Raw genomic sequence first — 17,042 nt, 5'->3', positions numbered from 1 at the left:
CTCCTCAGGCTGAAGTTGTTGGTACGAAGTTCTGCTTTGCATCTGAACACCTTACCCGAAGCAAGGTGTTGCACTTCAGATTTGAGGCCGCCCATCCAAAGGTGACCGCCAACTTTTCCCATGATCCTTCTCTTTCCTGAACCGGAGGCTTCTATGCTGCATCCCAGGGCGGCCAAGGCCTTTCTCTAGCCAGGTGACGGCCGTAGAATGCCTGCTTCGGAACGCTTGCGCAGGTGCAGCGCGAACGAGCATGCCGAGGTCACCCAGGCACCCGCCATGTTCATGATGCGTTGCTCCTCACCCTTATCGGGTACTTAATAGGTAACATTTTCCCATCGTCAAGGAGATGCCTGCGATGAGATGGTGGACATTGGCCGGTCAACTTGAAATATAGGCGAGCCAATCGGCGATGGATGCTTCTCGCCGGGAGTTGGGAGCCTGTCGACGGCGCATCAATCGGCGATCAGATAATTCCGACAAACGGTACGCTTGCGGACCGCACTTATGCCCGGAATCAACTATAAGTAAACGTAGGGGCGTACATGTCGCAACATACCAAAGGCGGCGTCGGGATTTTATGGAAAATGTCCGGCATGGGGCCCCACCAATTTCAGCTTCGGATTGCCGGGAATCGATATTCGATGTAATAGTTAAATATCAAAATAAAGATGCTTCAAATCCGCCATTTATATATTTACGACGAGCTAACGGACCTAGCTCCGGAAAGTTGGGGGTAGTGGTATGTCAAAGGAAGTTCGTCGCGCCGTCGTCGTTATCTATCGAAGTAGTCCGGACAGTTGGTTCTTCGCAGAAGTGGATGGTAGCTGCATATACCGCTTCGGGCCGTTCGAGAGCGAAAGGATCGTTAACGATGTCCTTCCCGTGATTTACCCAACCAACCTGCTGCGTGAAACCATCACCGCAATGATCGATTGCGACGATGCCACCCTGCTACGCACAGCACAAGGGATCGGCTGTCTACCGCCGCCCAGCCCTCGTGGGGTTGGGAAGGCGCACGCCCCTGCAACCCACTCTGACTCCTCCTGGCGGACGTTCTTCAGCCGACGCATCCAAGTCTGGATGGCGTGAGGAACAGTCTCCTTCGCCCCGCACCGGCCGCGCGGCGCGGGCATTTCGATTTCGGCGGACTCTGATAATCATCTAGCCGGCCTCCTTCCAGTCGAGTAGAAGCGGCCGGCTAGATCATTATCAGATCCTGCCAACCTCCCGGAACTGGCGCTTCCTTGGTGTGTGCAGCCAATGCTGGAAGGAACCGATAACCGCTGTGCGGCATCGACAATCGCCCCTCCTTTCCCTCAACAAGCTTGACAGATTCTTCACGACATTCCGGCGTGTAGACCCTGCGGGGTATCCGTTCCATTTGTGTTGTCCGTTCACTACATTCTACGTAACGTTGGACACCACAATTCTCAGCCTAACTCAATATGGTGACGGAGGAGTAACGAGGCTTGTCATGAATGACGAAATTTCCTGCCTGTGAAGCGAATATCGGAGACATCCATGCCCGTTAGCGTACCGACACAGTGTCGGAGTTCGCGTACTGTCACTAGGGTGGCGGTGCGCTCATCTCGGGAATTCCCCAATTCGACGGGCGAAGGCTGGTTGCCGATCCCCTCCCAATGCGGAGCTGACCCGAACCGTCGCTCCTGCTTGTTACCGCCAGAGGCCGATCCGATCTGGAAGATCGCCCACAATTTCGTGGGCGATTCAGTTGGCAAAGAGGAAGGAATTGTCATGAAATATTCGAACCTGATTGTCGCAACACTGATGACACTCGCTGTATTGGCTTGTACGGGCCCGGCCGGGCCGCAAGGCGCAACAGGCAGTTCTGGTGAGAAAGGAAACACCGGATACACGGGCGCAACCGGCTACACCGGGGCAACCGGAACCACCGGGGCGACCGGGGCGACCGGCGGCACTGGCGCAACAGGATACACCGGCGCTACGGGCGACACGGGCGCAACCGGCAACACGGGAGCAAAGGGCAACACCGGCAGCACCGGTGCAAGAGGAGGTACTGCTGACAGTACTGTGATCGTCGTTCCTCGCTGAGCACAGTAGAGCCGACCATCGCTAGGATCCAGAAATCGAGATGCCGGCGCTGGTGAGTCCAGTGCGATGCCTCTGTTCCCTGGGCGGGCACTTGTATGGGCGGCGACGCTCCTCAAGTACTTCAACTGGGGGCCAAGTGGTGGGCAGCAGGAAAGACGTGTGATATCTGCCTTGCATGAGACCTTTCCGTCCATTCATGCAAGGGGAAAGGAGTGGATATGAGTATCGGAACCATTCTGCTGATCATTTTGATCTTGGTGCTGGTCGGTGCATTGCCAACCTGGCCCCATAGTCGCAGTTGGGGTTATTACCCTAGTGGGCTGCTGGGCGTGGTAGTGGTGGTGGTGCTGATTCTGTTCTTGATGGGCCGGCTTTAAGCCGGAGCGACCTCAATGAGAACGGTGCTTCCCGCTAAGGGACGCACCGGACGGAGATCCGATCCGGCATCCACTTCAGCCCGTCCACGTGGTCGGCCGCAATGCCGCGCACCACCAGCGTCGGGGCGGGTAAAGTTGAGGTCCATCTCGATGGTTTCACACGGGAAACGGGCCGCCTCGTGATGGCCTCCGGCAAAGCTAGCCTCGAGTAGTACGGACTCGATGATGGTTGTGAGGATGGCTGTCAGTCCTTGATTGTCCGCGAGGCTGGCTTTTCGATGCTATGCCATTCCCGAGCAGCCGAGATATGCTAGGTGCCGTCTGATGCGCGGACTCTCGCAGGACTGTTGTGCCCCGCGCGCGCGAACGGTGAAGCCCGGTCTGGCGGCCCTTCGAGGGGCCGCTGTCGCCTCGCGCCCAGGGCTACGCGATCGGGGTGCTCAATAATCGATACCGCTTCCTGGTCGAGCAGAACTACCTGACGGGCAACCCGTGGCATGGGATCCACGTGCCGCGCGCGAGGCTCGGTCAGAACTGGATGTGGGCCGCAGCTTGACCGCAGGCCAGTGGGCTTTCGTGACCGGCGGCCTCGCGCGCTTGGGAGGCTCCGCTTGACCTAGAGTAGAGTCTGGTGGGTCTTCGTACGGCTTCCATCCTTTACTTGCCAAGGCTGTGCCATGGAACGCGAACTGAAACTCGAATTGGTAGAAGGTAAGGTCGATCAGCTACGTAGCCTGCCCTTGCTGAAATCCTTGCGCACCGAGCGACCGCACTCCGAGCATCTAGTTAGCACGTACTTTGATACCCCTGACCTCTACCTGCACTGCCACCACGTATCGTTGCGCGTTAGGAAGACAGGGAATCACCACGTGCAGACGTTGAAGACACAGGGCTCGACTCGAGCCGGACTCTACGAGCGTGACGAGTTCGAGGCCCCGATAGAGGGCGAGGCGCCTGATCTTGACGTCCTGCGCAGCGTGGTGCCGAAGGGTTCGGTGGTGGGCAAGCTGATCGGCGACGGTCAACTGGTCGGGCGCCTGGTGCCGGTTTTCACCACGAATGTGCAGCGCACCGTCTCGCTATTGCGCCTGCCGCAAGGCGACGAGGTGGAGCTGGCGCTGGACGATGGGACGGTCCAGGCCGACAACGCCAACGCGGCGTTCCAGGAAGTTGAAATGGAGATTAAGGCCGGCGATCCAGGCCATCTCTACGATCTGGCCTTGGGCCTGCTCGACGCCGTGCCGCTACGCATAAGCCGGCGCAGCAAGGGTGAGCGGGGCTACGCACTGATAGCCAGCGAGCAACTTGAGGTGGTACGCGCGCAGCCGCTCGAGCTCAACAAACGCGACACCGTGGAGCGCGCCTTCCAGTGCATCGCGCAAAACTGTATGGAGCAGATCCAGGGCAATGAACGCAACGTCATATCCGGCGAGGACCCTTCGAGTGTGCACCAGATGCGGGTGGGCCTTCGGCGCCTGCGATCGGCGATGGATCTGATGGGAGCCGCGGTCGTGTGTCCGACTTTCCTGCAGGAAGAGCTCAAATGGATCGCCGGCGAACTCGGCGTTGCGCGCGACTGGGAGGTGCTGGCCACCTCCACCCTGTCCGACGCCTTTTCCGGTGAGCCGGAGGAGGTGGACGCGGAAGCAGTCAAGCAAGCGGCCAGCGAGATCGCACGGGAGAAACACCAGCGCGCTGCGCAGGCAGTGGACTCAGTGCGATACACACGGCTCATCATTGAACTCAGCCGCTGGCTGGAGCAGGCCGGCTGGCGCCAGAACCCGAACGACGAGCAACGCCGGGTGCTGGAGTTCCCGCTGCGGAAGTTCGCCACCAAGACGCTGCGCGAACGACACCGCAAGGTGATCAGGCGTGGCCGCGGCCTGGCGGACTTGGATGCGCAGCGGCGCCACCGCGCGCGCATCGCGGCCAAGAAGCTGCGCTACGCAACTGAGTTCTTTGCCTCGCTGTACCCCAGGCAAGGGGTGCGCCGCTATAAGGCCTGGCTTAGCAAGTTGCAGGACGATCTGGGTTGGCGCAACGACGTGGTGGTGGCCGATGGACTCCTGCGCCAGCTGCAGTCGGGACGGCCGGAAACTGGTATTGGTGCAGGCTATGCACGCGGCTATCTCGCGGCGTGCGTGGCGGCCGACCATGATGCGCTCCGGGCGCTGTGGAAGCACTTCAAGCGCTTGTCCCTCCCCCAATAGTCGCACCCGATCCTGCGCCCGTTCGGCGCGAGTACCGCGCGCGAAAGTTTTAGCGAAAGCCGAGAACGTTGTAAGGCATGCCCTGGACGCGCTGCAGGACATACGATCCTCCAAATCCCGGCCCACGCATCGTTCTAGCTGTAGCAGCAATCCTGTGCTCGCTCACATGGAGCAGATCAAGGGATTCCTCACGGCCTGGGCGGACACGCTGCGGTCCACCGACCCGCGGGGAGCGCACCGTCTGGAAGCCGCCAGGACGCACGCCGACTGGCTGGCGGCACACATATTTCGCATGCGCTGGCGGCCGAGGCGCCGCTCGAGGTGGTGCAGCGTGCCGGCAACGTTCGCGGGACACCACCACGCGTTGCGTGACGACCGAGGCGGCGCGGCGGATGGAGGCCATGCAGAGGGTGTGGAAGGCCGGCACGGGCGATTGATAGTCGGCCGTCCCAAATCCCTGCACCTTGACGATTCCCAAAACCTTACACCTATCGTATGGCGGCTGAAATCGAGCACGTTGCGGCCATCGTCTGGATTCGTGTCCAAATGGCTAAAATGGCACTGACGCCGACCTGCAGGCGGACGGCTGTTTTGGCGCAGCTCCGACGCTGCCGGCGAGCCCCGAGCCGACGTGTATCTACCGCAACGCCGAAGGACAGAAGTGGGACGGGCAGGGCGAGATCCCGGCCTAGGCAACGGGTGCTCAACGCCGGGGAATCGGTGGCACAATCGGGGTGGCGTGACATGGGCCCCACAGAAATCCATTTTCCATCAACGGGTTACACCGTATCGCCCGCGCCGCTGCTGGGTTCGCGAACCGTCATAGGGAAAACCAGAGGCCAGTGGCTCGAATAGATCCTAAGGTTCTTGTCTTTCGGTAGAATTAATTTCATGCCTCACTCGACTGATGCGGTCGTAAATCACCTTGCGCAAGCGGTTAACGACCCCCAGCGGTCGGTGTTCCGGCAATGCGTGCCACGGGCTGAAAGTTAGATTTTCACAGAATTGGTTCTGCGCTGCGGGATCGAAATGCTGTCGGGGAATGAGGATAGTTGCCACCTTATAGAAAGGAGCCTGTGCCTCTTTCCATTCGGTCATAGAATCTTCGACGTTCATACTGTCAGAGGTTCTGGGTTGCACCAGAAATTCCATACAAGCATCGTCCTGCTCAAGCGTAATACGCAACGCGTCGCGTAAGTAATCATGGCCGGGGTTGTTCGGCATTGGTTCCGCTGCAGACGAACAATTCTTGGCAGAAAATTTGATAACACGCCGGTCAGGACCCGTACCCAGTTGATAAGGAACCATTGACCAGTAGCGGGTATTCAGCGGGTTGGAAATTTTGCTGCTGACAGTCGCTGATAGGTTTTACCGGGAATAAAGATTCCCTTCATCAGACTAACAGGCAGTGCCTCATTAACGTGAAATTCTGCTCTCACGCAGCCGTGCGATTTCGCGTGTGCGTCGCGCCGAGCGTTACCAGCTCGGTATTTATCGCGGATGGATCCTTCAATGGCATCTGCAATCTGGACAGATAGGGACTTTTCATCCGGAAACAGATTTTCGCCCAAACTCGGATCAACACCGGGATACGGCAGCACATTAGACTCAACAGAGGTCGTCGGCGCAGCATTGCCCCGGATTTGCTTACCGCAGCCCGCGACGACAAGAAGCAACGCAAGATTGACAAGAGGGGAGCAGCGCATGGGTATTGACTCCAGGGTGATGACGGAACTGGCCTCCAATGGACCACGACGAGTAAGCCACAGATAGCGGCGGATCCAAATTCGCCGAAGTACCTTGCCCCCGAGACGGGCGCCACCTGGTCAGGTCGCGAGCGTGCACCGGCCTGGCTCGGGGGAATCGCGACAAGTTTTTGATTCCAGAGGGAACGCCGGCATCTGTTTGCCAGGTTGAAATTCTTCGAACTCCCGTGTTACCGCCAAAGCTGTCTCTCGGCGTCGATGGCACGGCATTACACCGATGTATATGGGTTTTCCCGTAATCCATTCGCTTGGCGGAAGTGTTAACCTAGAAACGCAATCTTTACGACAGAAATTTCAAGTGTTTTCCGCTTTCAGCTCGCATGTCAGACGAGGAGATGCCGGAAATGATGAGAGGCATGCAGATTCGGGCGGCAGGAGAAGCTGATTGGCCTGCCATCGTGGATGTTCTCGAGTGTTGTGGATTGCCTAACGACGTCTTCGACCAGACATTGCGCTTCTTTCATATCGCTGTATTAGGTGAGCGGGTAGTGGGTTGTGCATGTGCTGAGCAATATGGAGAGACGGTTGTCGTGCGGTCCGTCGGTGTGCTTCAAGAGTATCGCGGCCACCCAATCGCGACTCAGCTTGTCGGCAGCGTACTGACGCGCGCTCGCGCAGATGGCTGTACTAAGGCGGTTCTCATCACCGCTGGCCGGTTCGGCCTTGCCAATCACTGCGAATTCTCGCTCGCCGAACTCGAATCCATGCCTGAGGAAGTAAGTTTATCCAAGGCATTCCTGCGAAGATTTGGCGGGTGGAGAGCATAGGCTAGCTTTGCGCGCGACGTACCGGGATGAGTCAATATTCCGCGCACGTCCGTGCCGAGGGCTAGCTAGGAAACACTAGACACTACGTCGACATCAACGTCGCCATGCACCGCGTGCAAAGCCGCGCCAGCTTCGAAGGCAGTGACGACATTACCTCTGAATGCCAGGCCCCCAAGTCTGACGCTGGAGCCAGGCCACAGTGGCCGAGGGTGCAGCAAACGAAAAATCCCTACGCCAATGCGAAGGCCTTCTTTTGTTTGCTGCAGAGGTGCGGCGGGCGTTAGAGCTTGCGAATCTGGGAAGCCTGTGGACCCTTTTGGCCTTGCGTTACCTCGAACTCGACTCTGGCGCCTTCGTCCAGGGACTTGAATCCATTGCCTAGGATTTCCGAGTGATGCGCAAACAAGTCCTTACCGCCACCATCCGGCGTGATGAAGCCAAAACCCTTTTCGTTGTTGAACCACTTCACGATTCCAGTCGTCATCTCGTCCTCGCATCTACGCAGAAAAACCTACACGGTGAACAGAAGTCAATTGTGCAGAACGTGGAGGGGATTTCGCGGGCAACGACCGCGTGCGCTCTGCGTCGCAAGCATAGCTGAATCTTGCGACTAAAGCCAAGGCGCGCGCTTGCTGGGGTTTTCCATGAGAGTCAAACGCGCCGGGACGACAAAGAGGGCGACGCGAAACGAGATGTTGGCGCAGTCCAGGTCTGGAAAAGTGAATGCTAGCTGCCTTGCCCGCCGCGGGCAGAGCATCTGCCACGTCGCTGGTGACAAACGCGGACCCAACCGGCGATTGCCCGTCCCAGAAGGTCTAGTTATGAATTCGAACCTCTCCGGCACGATGGAGACCAGTCTCGAGAACCTAGCCGGGGCTCCTCGGGCCAGACGACTCCGTGATGCCTCTTCTTAATATATCGTTTACAAATAAGTGTTCGTGGGGATAGGTTTCAAGCTTCAGTGCTAGCGTCAGGGCGATACGGTGCGAGCGGCGGCGGGATCGCCAGCCTGGGGGGAACAGTTCCAGCGCGTGCCGGGTGAGCGGATGATATAGCGCTTATTGAGCCGGCTTTGTGCCCTCGGTGTTGCGCCGTTTAGTCGAGCTTTTGTTGGCAGTTGAACAGGAGGGAGTATGAAAACGCTAGGGCTGCTTCTCGCCACGTCGTTGGCGGTAGCGATCCCGCTGTACGCCGATGCGGCGGGATGCCAATACGATATGCAATGCAAGGCGGAGAGAATCTGCCAGAAAGGGCAGTGTGTCGCGCCCGATTCGGGCGACCAGGACTCTGATCAGCCCACACAGTCTGCCCCGGCAACGGAGACTTCCCCGCGACCTGGCCGGCCTCACTATTGCTGCACTGCATCGGGGAAGCTGGGGCCATACCGCAATCCAGGGCCAAACGGCGTTACCCTCAATGTCGGTGATGCCTGTCAAGCCACGTTACCTTCCGGGAGACCCGTCCGCGGGACCGAATGCAATTGAGTGAACTGGGTCCAGGCTTGCCAAAGCGTTCCAATCGTCGTCCCCCTAGCTGCATGCGCAGAGTCGGCGCGGCGACCGCACCAGTGAAGTACTGGCCGGTCGGCCCCGGCAAGCGGATGAGAGACGGCTGTGTGAGCGAGCCTTGCCTCAAGGTCGGCGAACGCGCGCTGTTCGGGCGGCCGGCCTTCTCGTACCAAGCGGACGCTAGTGCGACCAAAGCACAGTGGTCGTAGAATTGTTGAATGTTGGCGGCCCTGCGGCAAGTAGATTGGATTGCGTTCCGGACGCCCCCAGGCCGCGGCGCGCCGCTGGTTATGTCGGGTGCGCATCGCGCTACATAGTCCGTCGGGCAAGGCATTCCCCAAATGCAGTGTACGCATACCATTTGGAGCTTGAACTCAGGTTCACCCTTGCGGCCTCCTGAGCGAAGCCACGATCAGCCTGGCCTCGATGACTGCCCGCGCCCAGGCCGCAGCTTCCTCGGCTGCCTCGTCTTCGTCTGATGCCAATTTGTGATCGACACCGTCGCATAGGAATCTGCAGCTGAGAACAGTTTCAAGATCTATGGCATCCCGTTCATCGGTGGCAAAGGCCTCATATGCACCGACCCAAAGGCCTGTGACGTTTCGTTGCGCGAAGGCTATTATCTCAAAACCGCGATAGGCGAAGTACTTGGCGGACATAATCCTTTCTAGGTTCATACTATTCGGACGCTGGACCGCAAGTCCGGCGCGCCAGTCCGACCGGGCGCGGTGCCAAGCCGGAGTAGAGAGCCTAGCATTCTGCGGCTGGTCAGCATGTGCGCCTGTGCACATAACGGAAGAGCTATTACTAAGGCCGTTCGCCACGAGTAGTCGCCCATGGTCTCGGTGTGGAGCACGAATGGCCGCTGAAGGGGATGGGGCGGTCGCCAATAAGACGAAGTCTAAGTATTTGGTTGATCATGAATTGGTCGGCGGGGTCGAGGTCGGCAATGGCAAAGCGCGGCCGCGTGAACAGCGAGTTGGGGACGTTCAACCGCAGGGCCGCGCGTAGGCAATGGCTGAAGGCGTAGCATCAGGTGGGGGCGCGATGTTCACGAAGAGTTGAAGCATCATGCAACCTCCGCAGGTTGAGCCACCGACAATGCCACAGCCACCGGCCGCACCCACACCGGCATGGCCGACAACATGAATGTCTCGCCGGACTCAGCCGGCAGCAGGGTTGTCAAGGACGTTTTGAAATGTCGGGGTTTCAGCCAAATTGAAATGTCGGCACGGGCGTGCTGTTTGTGCGGGGTGTGGAGCTTTTGAGGGGGCCGGTGGAGTCGGCAGAATGCAACTGCGTTTGCAATCGGAGTGAAGCAGGTGAACTTGTGAACTGCTGCGTCCGCGTCCGATCGACATGTCCCGCATTCAACCAAGAGTTGATCGCAACCGGGCCTTAATCCACAACCGGTAGCGGACCGCCAAGGCTTGCTGCCGCCGATGTCCGCGACCGGCCACAACCCGACGTTCGATGGTGACGCGAAAATCGCTCCAAAGCGGTCAGTCAGTCTTTTTACCTTTGAGCAAGCCCCGTGCGAGCGTAGTATGTAGCTATTGTGCACAGTCCAACATAGAGCCATTATTCACCAACATCCTGGTCTGATTGATGGGAGGTCAAGATGACAGAGATTTTAAACAAGCTCCTTTCGGATTCCTGGTCGGTTGCTGCTTACCTGGCCGGTATTTATTGCATAGCCACCGCCGCCGGAATTTCTAGAGGGGTTACGATTTCGAATTTCTCCGTGCCCTCACCCGAGACTAAGCAGGGAAAGACATTAATGTATGCTGTTGGACTCAGCCTTTTTATATTCGGCGCCCAACGTGCAATTCGTTTTCCTGAGTATAAGCCCGCAGTATTTGAGAAGTTAGTTTATGAAGGCACTGATGCGAAACAAATCGTTGCGGATGGCGAAGATATCTATTTGCTGAAGGAGAATGGGAATATTTATAGACTTTTACGGAACGGTTTCACAATGGTGGATCCTGGCACAGGAACGCAGCAGATTGCCGCAGCAGGAGGCGCCCTCTACATATTAAAAAACAATGGCAACATCTGGGCTTACCAGCCGATTCACCCACGACCAGAAAAATCTGAATTTCAGCTAACAGATGATGGCACTGGAACGCCTCAAATAGTGGTGACTGGGGACACCATGTATGTTCTCAAAAAGAACGGTAATATTTGGAGAAGTACCATAGCCCCCAGCACTACTGGAAACGATGATACCACTGTAGAAAACGTCTTTATAAAAGTAGATAACGGAGAGGATACTAAGCAGATAACTTCCGCAGGTTCGATTCTCTACATTTTAAAGGAGAGAGGCAATATATTGAAGTACGCCCCTACCCTTAGACAGCCATTTTCTGAAATTTATAGCAATGGAGACGCGGATGCAATAAAGGCCGATGGGGGAGCGCTGTACTTCATCAGACGCGATGGAACGCCATGTAAATACCGCGAGCCTTCGGCTTTCGAAAAGGAAAGGACAGCCGAACAAAAAAACGCAGCCAAACAAGAGGGCGTGGCTAAACAGGAGGATACCTGCATTGCCATCGAGAAGATCGTAAGCGCCAAGAAAATTGATGCTCTTGGTGGCGTCGCTTATATCCTGACCCGTGAAAATAAGATATTTAGATATAACGCAGAGACTGACTCTGTTAGAGAACTTACGGAAGCCGGCTCTGATAATCGGGACATAGCTGCCTATTACCAGGATCTTTTTGTCATTAAAATCACTGGTAGCGTCAAGAGGTATAATGAAGGCCGCTTGAAGAGGTAAATTCAACTTTAGACATCCAAACCTTCGCACGACGCGCGTGCGGTCCCCTCATGTCCCTGCCCCGACGGATCGACCCTGTCTACCGAATGGATAATCCGCCTGCTGGCCACCGTCTCGATTCGCGCTCTCGCAACCTTTCTCGTGTGTTGTGCGGTTGGTCACCGGGGGTCGTCGGCGCCATCTCGCGGCCGTGGACGTGCGAAATGCGCTCCTCTCCGCTTGTACGTTGAGCGACTGCTTTCATTGAAGACGGATTACTCCTTTGGGTCGGAAGCCGCCGGTCAACCGGCGGGCGGCGGTCGCTGGTTGCCTTTGGCCTGGGCATCTTTCGATGCGTTTGAAAGGGGATTGTGTTGTATTGCCCGCTCCAGGTCGAGGCGATTGATCTGCCGCTGGCGTTTGACGTTCAACTGAACCGTTGTCACAGAGAATCTTGTCGTGCAAAGCATAGAAGCGATGCCCGGCTTCAGCGGTACTACGGGCCTCTCCGTCACCCCAAGGCGCCTGGCCTGTTCCTCACGGGCGTCCGGTTGATCATCCCTGACCACGCCAAGGGCGGGCTTCCCGTGTTGCGTGGGCTTTCCTTGTGTGCATCCTGTCGCCACTACCACGGCGCAGCGGCTGGGCGTCCTGCCTGCTCATTCACCCAACCGTATCAACTTCCCCGATATCGGAGTCAGGTCGTAACCCGCCGCCTTTAGGTCAGCCACTGCGAAGCCATGCTGGACCATCGGCATACGCACGCAGGCAACGGCCGCTGCGCGCCCGATCTCAAGGAACCTGCGAAAGGTATAACGATTTGGGGAAGGTGAGCGCGTTTGGGGCAAGCGAGTGCCGACGGCAGCTGCCGCCGGCCACCTGCCTTAGCGGCCGATGATTGCCGACCGCCGCAGGCTGGCCGGCGCGCCGATCGCCGCAAGTTCGTGGGTCAGGTAGCATGTTAGGATGGGCCGGGAGATGGTTATGGGGCAAGTGCGCTATCACGGGTTCCCTTCACACGAGCGCACGGTGTTCGGCATCGCGTGTAGAAGGTACGGCGTTATCCCGGACGACTTCAATGTCAGCGCGACCGAAGGCATTGGTGCAAGCACCTCGCGGACTCCTCGGGTGGTGACTGTCGAACGGAAAGCTTTGAGGATGAGCATGTACGAGGGTGAACCCGGCGTTCTGGTCTGCAGAGTTTGAGCATGACCTGTCGAGAGGTGTATTTGGGCCTGCACCGGACTGACACACGACTCTATCCCACCATTGACGGCTGTTTCCGCGTCCTTCCCGCGGGCGCTGGCTACGCTGGACACGCCTGTTAGACCCTGTCATTGAAAATCCCGTCGGTCGCGCTTAGAACTGGATTAGCCGGCACCGAAGGAGCAAACAATGCCAAACAATATCCATGTGGTCCCGCATAAGGACGGCTGGGACGTCACCGAGGAAAATGCGCGGTATGCGGAATCGCACCACGCGACGCAAGAGGAGGCCATCGCGGCCGCCACTGCCCGTGCGAAACGGGACAGGGTCGAGTTGCTGGTTCACGGCGTGGACGGGCAGATTCGTCTGCGCAACAACTTTGGCGACACACCACGCGAAATCTAGGCCAAGGAGCAGGGTTTCCCCCCTGGCACGTAACAAGTGCGCATTGCGCCAATAGATGCTATTTTTTGCGCTGTATGAGTCTCAAGAAGGCGCCGGAATTTGCGTCTGCGAGAGTCATCACCGACCGCCCTATCACCCGGTACGCAGTTGTGAGCGACACGTCCCCAGTATATCCGGAGGGCACTTCCCCCTCCTTTCCGATCGTTGGCATCGGCGCCTCCGCAGGCGGCCTTGAGGCGATCTCCGAACTCCTCGTGGCGATGTCCGCTGTGGGCGGTGCGGCATTTCTGGTGGTGCAGCACCTCGATCCCTGCCGACATAGTCTTCTGCCCGACATCCTTTCCTCGCACACCGACCTGGTGGTTCTGGAGGGGGCCGAGGGGATGTCGATCGATGCGGGCCACGTGTATGTCATTCCGCCGAATACCCGCATGCTGGTAGTCCAGCGACGCATCCGCCTGCAGCCGCGTGAAGCGGCCCTGGAGCCGCCCATGCCCGTAGACGACCTGTTTGATTCGCTAGCCGCGGATCAGGGCTCGCACGCCATCGGCGTGGTTCTGTCAGGCAGCGGGTCGGATGGCGCACTTGGATTGCGGGCGATCCAACGCGAGGGCGGCATCACCTTCGCGCAAGACGAGCATTCCGCAAAGTTTGCAAGCATGCCGAATGCGGCCGTCGGCACCGGTTGTGTCGATTTCGTCATGTCGCCGCGGGAGATCGCGGAAGAGATCAAGCGAATTGCGGGGCAGCCGCACCTAGCGTCGGGAAGCGATAGCAACGACAGCCGGCCAGAGCAGGCCAGCGGGCGCGGGTTGCGACAAGTGTTTTGGCTGCTGGAGAACGCTTGCGGCATTGACTTCGCTCACTATAAGCGCGGCACGGTGGAACGCAGGCTTTCCCGGCGAATGGGACTGCGGCAGCTTTCGTCGCTGGGGGATTACATTGCCGTTCTGGAAACCGATCCGAGCGAGACACTTGCGCTCGGGCGAGACCTGCTGATTCGCGTGACAGAGTTCTTCCGCGATCCCGACGCATTCGATGCACTAGTCCAAACGGTGTTTCCGCGCATCCTGGGGGAACGCAATGCCGACATTGCCATCCGCATATGGGTCCCTGGCTGCGCAAGCGGTGAAGAGGTGTATTCCCTCGCCATGTGTCTCGTTGAGTATCTGGGCGGACGCGCCGCTACCACGCCCATCCAGATCTTCGGAACCGACGTGAGCGTGGATGCCTTGGAAACCGCGCGGGCGGGACGCTATATCGAGAACATCGCCCGCAACGTCTCCGCCGAGCGGCTGAAGCGATTCTTTGTGCGCGACGGCGACTACTACCGGATCGACAAGTCCCTCCGCGATCTCTGTACCTTTGCGCGCCATAACGTTGCCGCCGATCCGCCGTTCTCTCGCATAGACTTGGTGAGCTGCCGCAACCTGTTGATTTACCTTGACCCGGTCCTTCAGCGTAGTGTCATTCCGGTATTTCACTACGCGCTGCGTGCTGAAGGCGTGTTGATGCTAGGCCCATCCGAGACGGTAGGTGCGTTCTCCGAGTACTTTGGCGTGCTAGAGAACAAACGCGCCAGGCTGTACATCAGGAAGCCGCGCCCGGATCGATCACGCAACGACGCATCGAGCGGGATCGCTACACCGACATCCTGCGTGGCCCGACTGTCCAGCGGCAATCGGGAGCCCACGAGTGGGGCGCGGCTCCGCCTGGAGGCAGACCGCAAGGCATTGGCGCGCTACGCACCGCCTTCTGTACTGTGCGACGAGGATCTCAATATCGTTGACTATCGTGGTGACACGAGCGCGTGGCTCGCCAATCCTGACGGGCCGCCAAGCAGCAATCTTCAGCGGCTCGCCAAGCCCGAAGTGTTCCTGGCGGTGACGGAAGCGGTCAAGCAAGTCTGTCAGGGCGGTGTCCCAGTTCGAAAGACGGGCTTGCGCATGGCCGTGGCCGACGGAGCTGCATCAGAAGCCGGCCTGGAAGTGCATCCCGTGCAAATCGCTGGTATTGACGGAAAATGGTTTCTGGTTTTCTTTGGCGATGTGCAACCGCGATCTGCCCTCATGTCTGCCGCCGCGCCGGGGCCGTTTAAGGCCTGGATGCTTCAGGCCTTGCAAAAAGGGATTGGCCAAAAGGAAGTGCATTCGGCCGACGACAAGGACGGGCAGATCGTGCGGCTCACGGCAGAGCTGAACGCCACCCGTGAGCGGCTTCGAGCGACACTCGAGGAGCACGAAAGCGCGCGCGAGGAATTGAAGTCGAGCGAGGAAGAGCTGCTGTCCAGCAATGAGGAGTTTCGCAGCACAAACGAAGAGCTGGAGACCGCCAAGGAAGAACTCCAGTCCGTCAACGAGGAACTCTCCACGACTAACGACGAACTGCGCTATCGCATCCGCGAACTCAAGGATCTGCACGAAGAAGTGATGCGGGCGCGGGACTATGCCGAGGCCATCATCGAGACCATCTCGGAACCGGTTGTTGTGCTTGACGCCGATCTTCGTGTTACGCGAGCCAACTCCTCGTTTATGCACATGTTTGCAACGACAGCTGAGGATACGGTCGGAACGCGGTTTTACTCGCTCGGCAACGGACAGTGGGATCTTCCCGCATTGCGCGAATTGCTGGAGGACATTCTTCCGGAGAAAACCGCCGTCCGCGACTATCAGATCACGCAACCGTTTGCCCGCATCGGCTTGCGCACGATGCGCTTGAATGCGTTACGGGTGGCATGGCTCGATCAAGCACTGATCCTGCTGACGATCGAGGATATCACCCAGCAGCGTCAGGATATGGTGCGGCTGCAGGAAGCCGATCGCCAGAAGGACGAATTTCTCGCCATGCTGGCTCACGAATTGCGGAACCCCTTGGCGGCGATTCGCAATGGTATGCAGATCTGGCAAAGCGGAAGCGCCGACGAGGCAACGATCAAATCGACGCAAGCGGCAGTCCAAAGGCAGCTGGAGCACGAGATCGCACTGGTAGATGATTTGCTGGATGTTTCGCGAATTACGCGCGGCATCATTTCACTCAAGTCCGGACGTGTCGATCTCGTGATCGCTGTGCAGCACGCAGTTGAATCGCTGCGCGCAGATGCCGAGGCGCGTCAACATCGGTTGACCCTTACGATGCCGGATGAACCCCTGGTCGTCAGCGGCGACGCAATGCGACTGGAGCAGATCGTGAACAATCTCCTGGCCAATGCGATCAAGTACACACCCGCGTGCGGAGATATTCAGCTCATTTTGGAACGTCGTGAGGGTGAAGCCGTTTTGACAGTCATCGACAACGGCATCGGTATGGCGCCAGAGTTCATCCCTACCATTTTCAAGATTTTTGTGCAGGCGGAGCGGTCGCTCGACCGGCGCTCTACAGGACTTGGGCTTGGTCTCGCGCTGGTGCGTCGCCTGGTTGAGTTGCACCGCGGATCCGTGCATGCTCGCAGTGACGGCCTGAATTGCGGCAGCAAGTTCGTCGTGCGGCTTCCCGCGTTGCCCAAGGGTACCGAGCCGGAACGCTCTGCAGCAGAGGATCGCCGCGAGGGGGTGGACGTCGTGGCTCAGCGGATTTTGGTCGTTGATGACAATGACGACGCGGCGGAAAGTAGCGCGGTGTTGCTTCGGCTCAGTGGACATGAAGTGCAAGTCGCCGCCGAGGGGCAGGCCGCGCTGGACCTGATGGACACTTTCAGGCCCGACGTGGTGCTTCTGGACATCGGCTTGCCAGACATGGACGGTTATGAGGTGGCGCGCCGAATCCGATCAATGCCCGGTCACGCCCACGTGCTGTTGGTCGCCCTTAGTGGGTACGGGCAAGCGGAGCATTTGGTTCGCTCTCGTGAAGCGGGTTTCAACCATCACCTCGTCAAGCCCGCGGATCTTCGCGAGCTGGATACTCTCATCGCGTCTTGGCACAATAGTCCAGATTTTGGGGGCAGGAAGTAGGGGAAGTCGTCCTGGGTGTTGC

General features: G+C 58.4%; 13 protein-coding genes. 9 read left to right on the top strand and 4 right to left on the bottom strand.

Annotation, left to right across the window (positions count from 1 at the left end):
• Positions 1-741 precede the first annotated feature (741 nt).
• The 4 genes from ACYP5B_RS05180 to ACYP5B_RS05165 all read left to right on the top strand — a co-directional run bounded on the left by ACYP5B_RS05180 (position 742) and on the right by ACYP5B_RS05165 (position 4,660).
• Positions 742-1,089: a hypothetical protein gene (locus tag ACYP5B_RS05180; protein ID WP_459568819.1), complete on the top strand. Its 348-nt coding sequence runs from the start codon at positions 742-744 to the stop codon at positions 1,087-1,089.
• A 534-nt stretch (positions 1,090-1,623) separates the two neighbouring features.
• Positions 1,624-2,073, top strand: a complete 450-nt coding sequence (locus ACYP5B_RS05175) for a hypothetical protein (protein ID WP_459568818.1) — start codon at positions 1,624-1,626, stop codon at positions 2,071-2,073.
• Positions 2,074-2,291: 218 nt separating this feature from the next.
• A complete protein-coding gene (locus ACYP5B_RS05170; protein WP_459568817.1) occupies positions 2,292-2,450 on the top strand; it encodes a DUF3309 family protein in 159 nt (52 codons plus the stop codon).
• Between the two features lie 677 nt (positions 2,451-3,127).
• Entirely contained in the window at positions 3,128-4,660 is a 1,533-nt protein-coding gene (locus ACYP5B_RS05165; protein WP_459568816.1) for a CYTH and CHAD domain-containing protein, read from the top strand.
• 858 nt (positions 4,661-5,518) lie between these two features.
• Here ACYP5B_RS05165 and ACYP5B_RS05160 read toward each other — a convergent pair.
• Complete coding sequence (locus ACYP5B_RS05160; RefSeq protein WP_459568815.1) at positions 5,519-5,884, bottom strand: catalase family protein; 366 nt, start codon at positions 5,882-5,884, stop codon at positions 5,519-5,521.
• A gap of 101 nt (positions 5,885-5,985) precedes the next feature.
• Entirely contained in the window at positions 5,986-6,366 is a 381-nt protein-coding gene (locus tag ACYP5B_RS05155; RefSeq protein ID WP_459568814.1) for a hypothetical protein, read from the bottom strand.
• Positions 6,367-6,429: 63 nt separating this feature from the next.
• On the opposite strand from ACYP5B_RS05155, the gene ACYP5B_RS05150 reads away from it, so the two are divergent.
• Positions 6,430-6,540 carry an H-NS family nucleoid-associated regulatory protein gene (locus ACYP5B_RS05150; RefSeq protein ID WP_459568821.1) on the top strand — a complete coding sequence of 37 codons (111 nt, stop codon included), beginning with the start codon at positions 6,430-6,432 and terminating at the stop codon, positions 6,538-6,540.
• A 206-nt stretch (positions 6,541-6,746) separates the two neighbouring features.
• Positions 6,747-7,193 carry a GNAT family N-acetyltransferase gene (locus ACYP5B_RS05145; protein WP_459568813.1) on the top strand — a complete coding sequence of 149 codons (447 nt, stop codon included), beginning with the start codon at positions 6,747-6,749 and terminating at the stop codon, positions 7,191-7,193.
• A 280-nt stretch (positions 7,194-7,473) separates the two neighbouring features.
• Here ACYP5B_RS05145 and ACYP5B_RS05140 read toward each other — a convergent pair whose 3' ends face one another.
• Both ACYP5B_RS05140 and ACYP5B_RS05135 read right to left on the bottom strand, forming a co-directional pair.
• A complete protein-coding gene (locus ACYP5B_RS05140) occupies positions 7,474-7,677 on the bottom strand; it encodes a cold-shock protein (protein ID WP_459568812.1) in 204 nt (67 codons plus the stop codon).
• Between the two features lie 1,404 nt (positions 7,678-9,081).
• Positions 9,082-9,360: a hypothetical protein gene (locus tag ACYP5B_RS05135; protein ID WP_459568811.1), complete on the bottom strand. Its 279-nt coding sequence runs from the start codon at positions 9,358-9,360 to the stop codon at positions 9,082-9,084.
• 962 nt (positions 9,361-10,322) lie between these two features.
• Between ACYP5B_RS05135 and ACYP5B_RS05130 the strand changes: the two genes are divergently transcribed.
• From ACYP5B_RS05130 to ACYP5B_RS05120, 3 genes are all read left to right on the top strand, one after another.
• Positions 10,323-11,483 (top strand): hypothetical protein, encoded by a 1,161-nt coding sequence (locus tag ACYP5B_RS05130; protein WP_459568810.1) that lies wholly within the window; start codon positions 10,323-10,325, stop codon positions 11,481-11,483.
• A 1,374-nt stretch (positions 11,484-12,857) separates the two neighbouring features.
• Entirely contained in the window at positions 12,858-13,073 is a 216-nt protein-coding gene (locus ACYP5B_RS05125) for a DUF2188 domain-containing protein (protein WP_459568809.1), read from the top strand.
• A 74-nt stretch (positions 13,074-13,147) separates the two neighbouring features.
• Entirely contained in the window at positions 13,148-17,020 is a 3,873-nt protein-coding gene (locus ACYP5B_RS05120; protein ID WP_459568808.1) for a chemotaxis protein CheB, read from the top strand.
• The last annotated feature ends 22 nt before the right edge of the window (positions 17,021-17,042 follow it).

It is taken from the genome of Cupriavidus sp. 8B (genome assembly GCF_054589115.1).
The sequence above is the reverse complement of the archived record's forward strand: the minus strand, read 5'-3'. Positions and strand labels throughout refer to the sequence as shown.

Bases quoted from the DNA above. Each gene is read 5' to 3' on its own strand.
- ACYP5B_RS05180 (WP_459568819.1), top strand. From the start codon at position 742: ATGTCAAAGGAAGTTCGTCGCGCCGTCGTCGTTATCTATCGAAGTAGT.
- ACYP5B_RS05170 (WP_459568817.1), top strand. From the start codon at position 2,292: ATGAGTATCGGAACCATTCTGCTGATCATTTTGATCTTGGTGCTGGTC.
- ACYP5B_RS05165 (WP_459568816.1), top strand. From the start codon at position 3,128: ATGGAACGCGAACTGAAACTCGAATTGGTAGAAGGTAAGGTCGATCAG.
- ACYP5B_RS05160 (WP_459568815.1), bottom strand. From the start codon at position 5,884: ATGCCGAACAACCCCGGCCATGATTACTTACGCGACGCGTTGCGTATT.
- ACYP5B_RS05155 (WP_459568814.1), bottom strand. From the start codon at position 6,366: ATGCGCTGCTCCCCTCTTGTCAATCTTGCGTTGCTTCTTGTCGTCGCG.
- ACYP5B_RS05145 (WP_459568813.1), top strand. From the start codon at position 6,747: ATGTCAGACGAGGAGATGCCGGAAATGATGAGAGGCATGCAGATTCGG.
- ACYP5B_RS05140 (WP_459568812.1), bottom strand. From the start codon at position 7,677: ATGACGACTGGAATCGTGAAGTGGTTCAACAACGAAAAGGGTTTTGGC.
- ACYP5B_RS05135 (WP_459568811.1), bottom strand. From the start codon at position 9,360: ATGTCCGCCAAGTACTTCGCCTATCGCGGTTTTGAGATAATAGCCTTC.
- ACYP5B_RS05130 (WP_459568810.1), top strand. From the start codon at position 10,323: ATGACAGAGATTTTAAACAAGCTCCTTTCGGATTCCTGGTCGGTTGCT.
- ACYP5B_RS05125 (WP_459568809.1), top strand. From the start codon at position 12,858: ATGCCAAACAATATCCATGTGGTCCCGCATAAGGACGGCTGGGACGTC.
- ACYP5B_RS05120 (WP_459568808.1), top strand. From the start codon at position 13,148: ATGAGTCTCAAGAAGGCGCCGGAATTTGCGTCTGCGAGAGTCATCACC.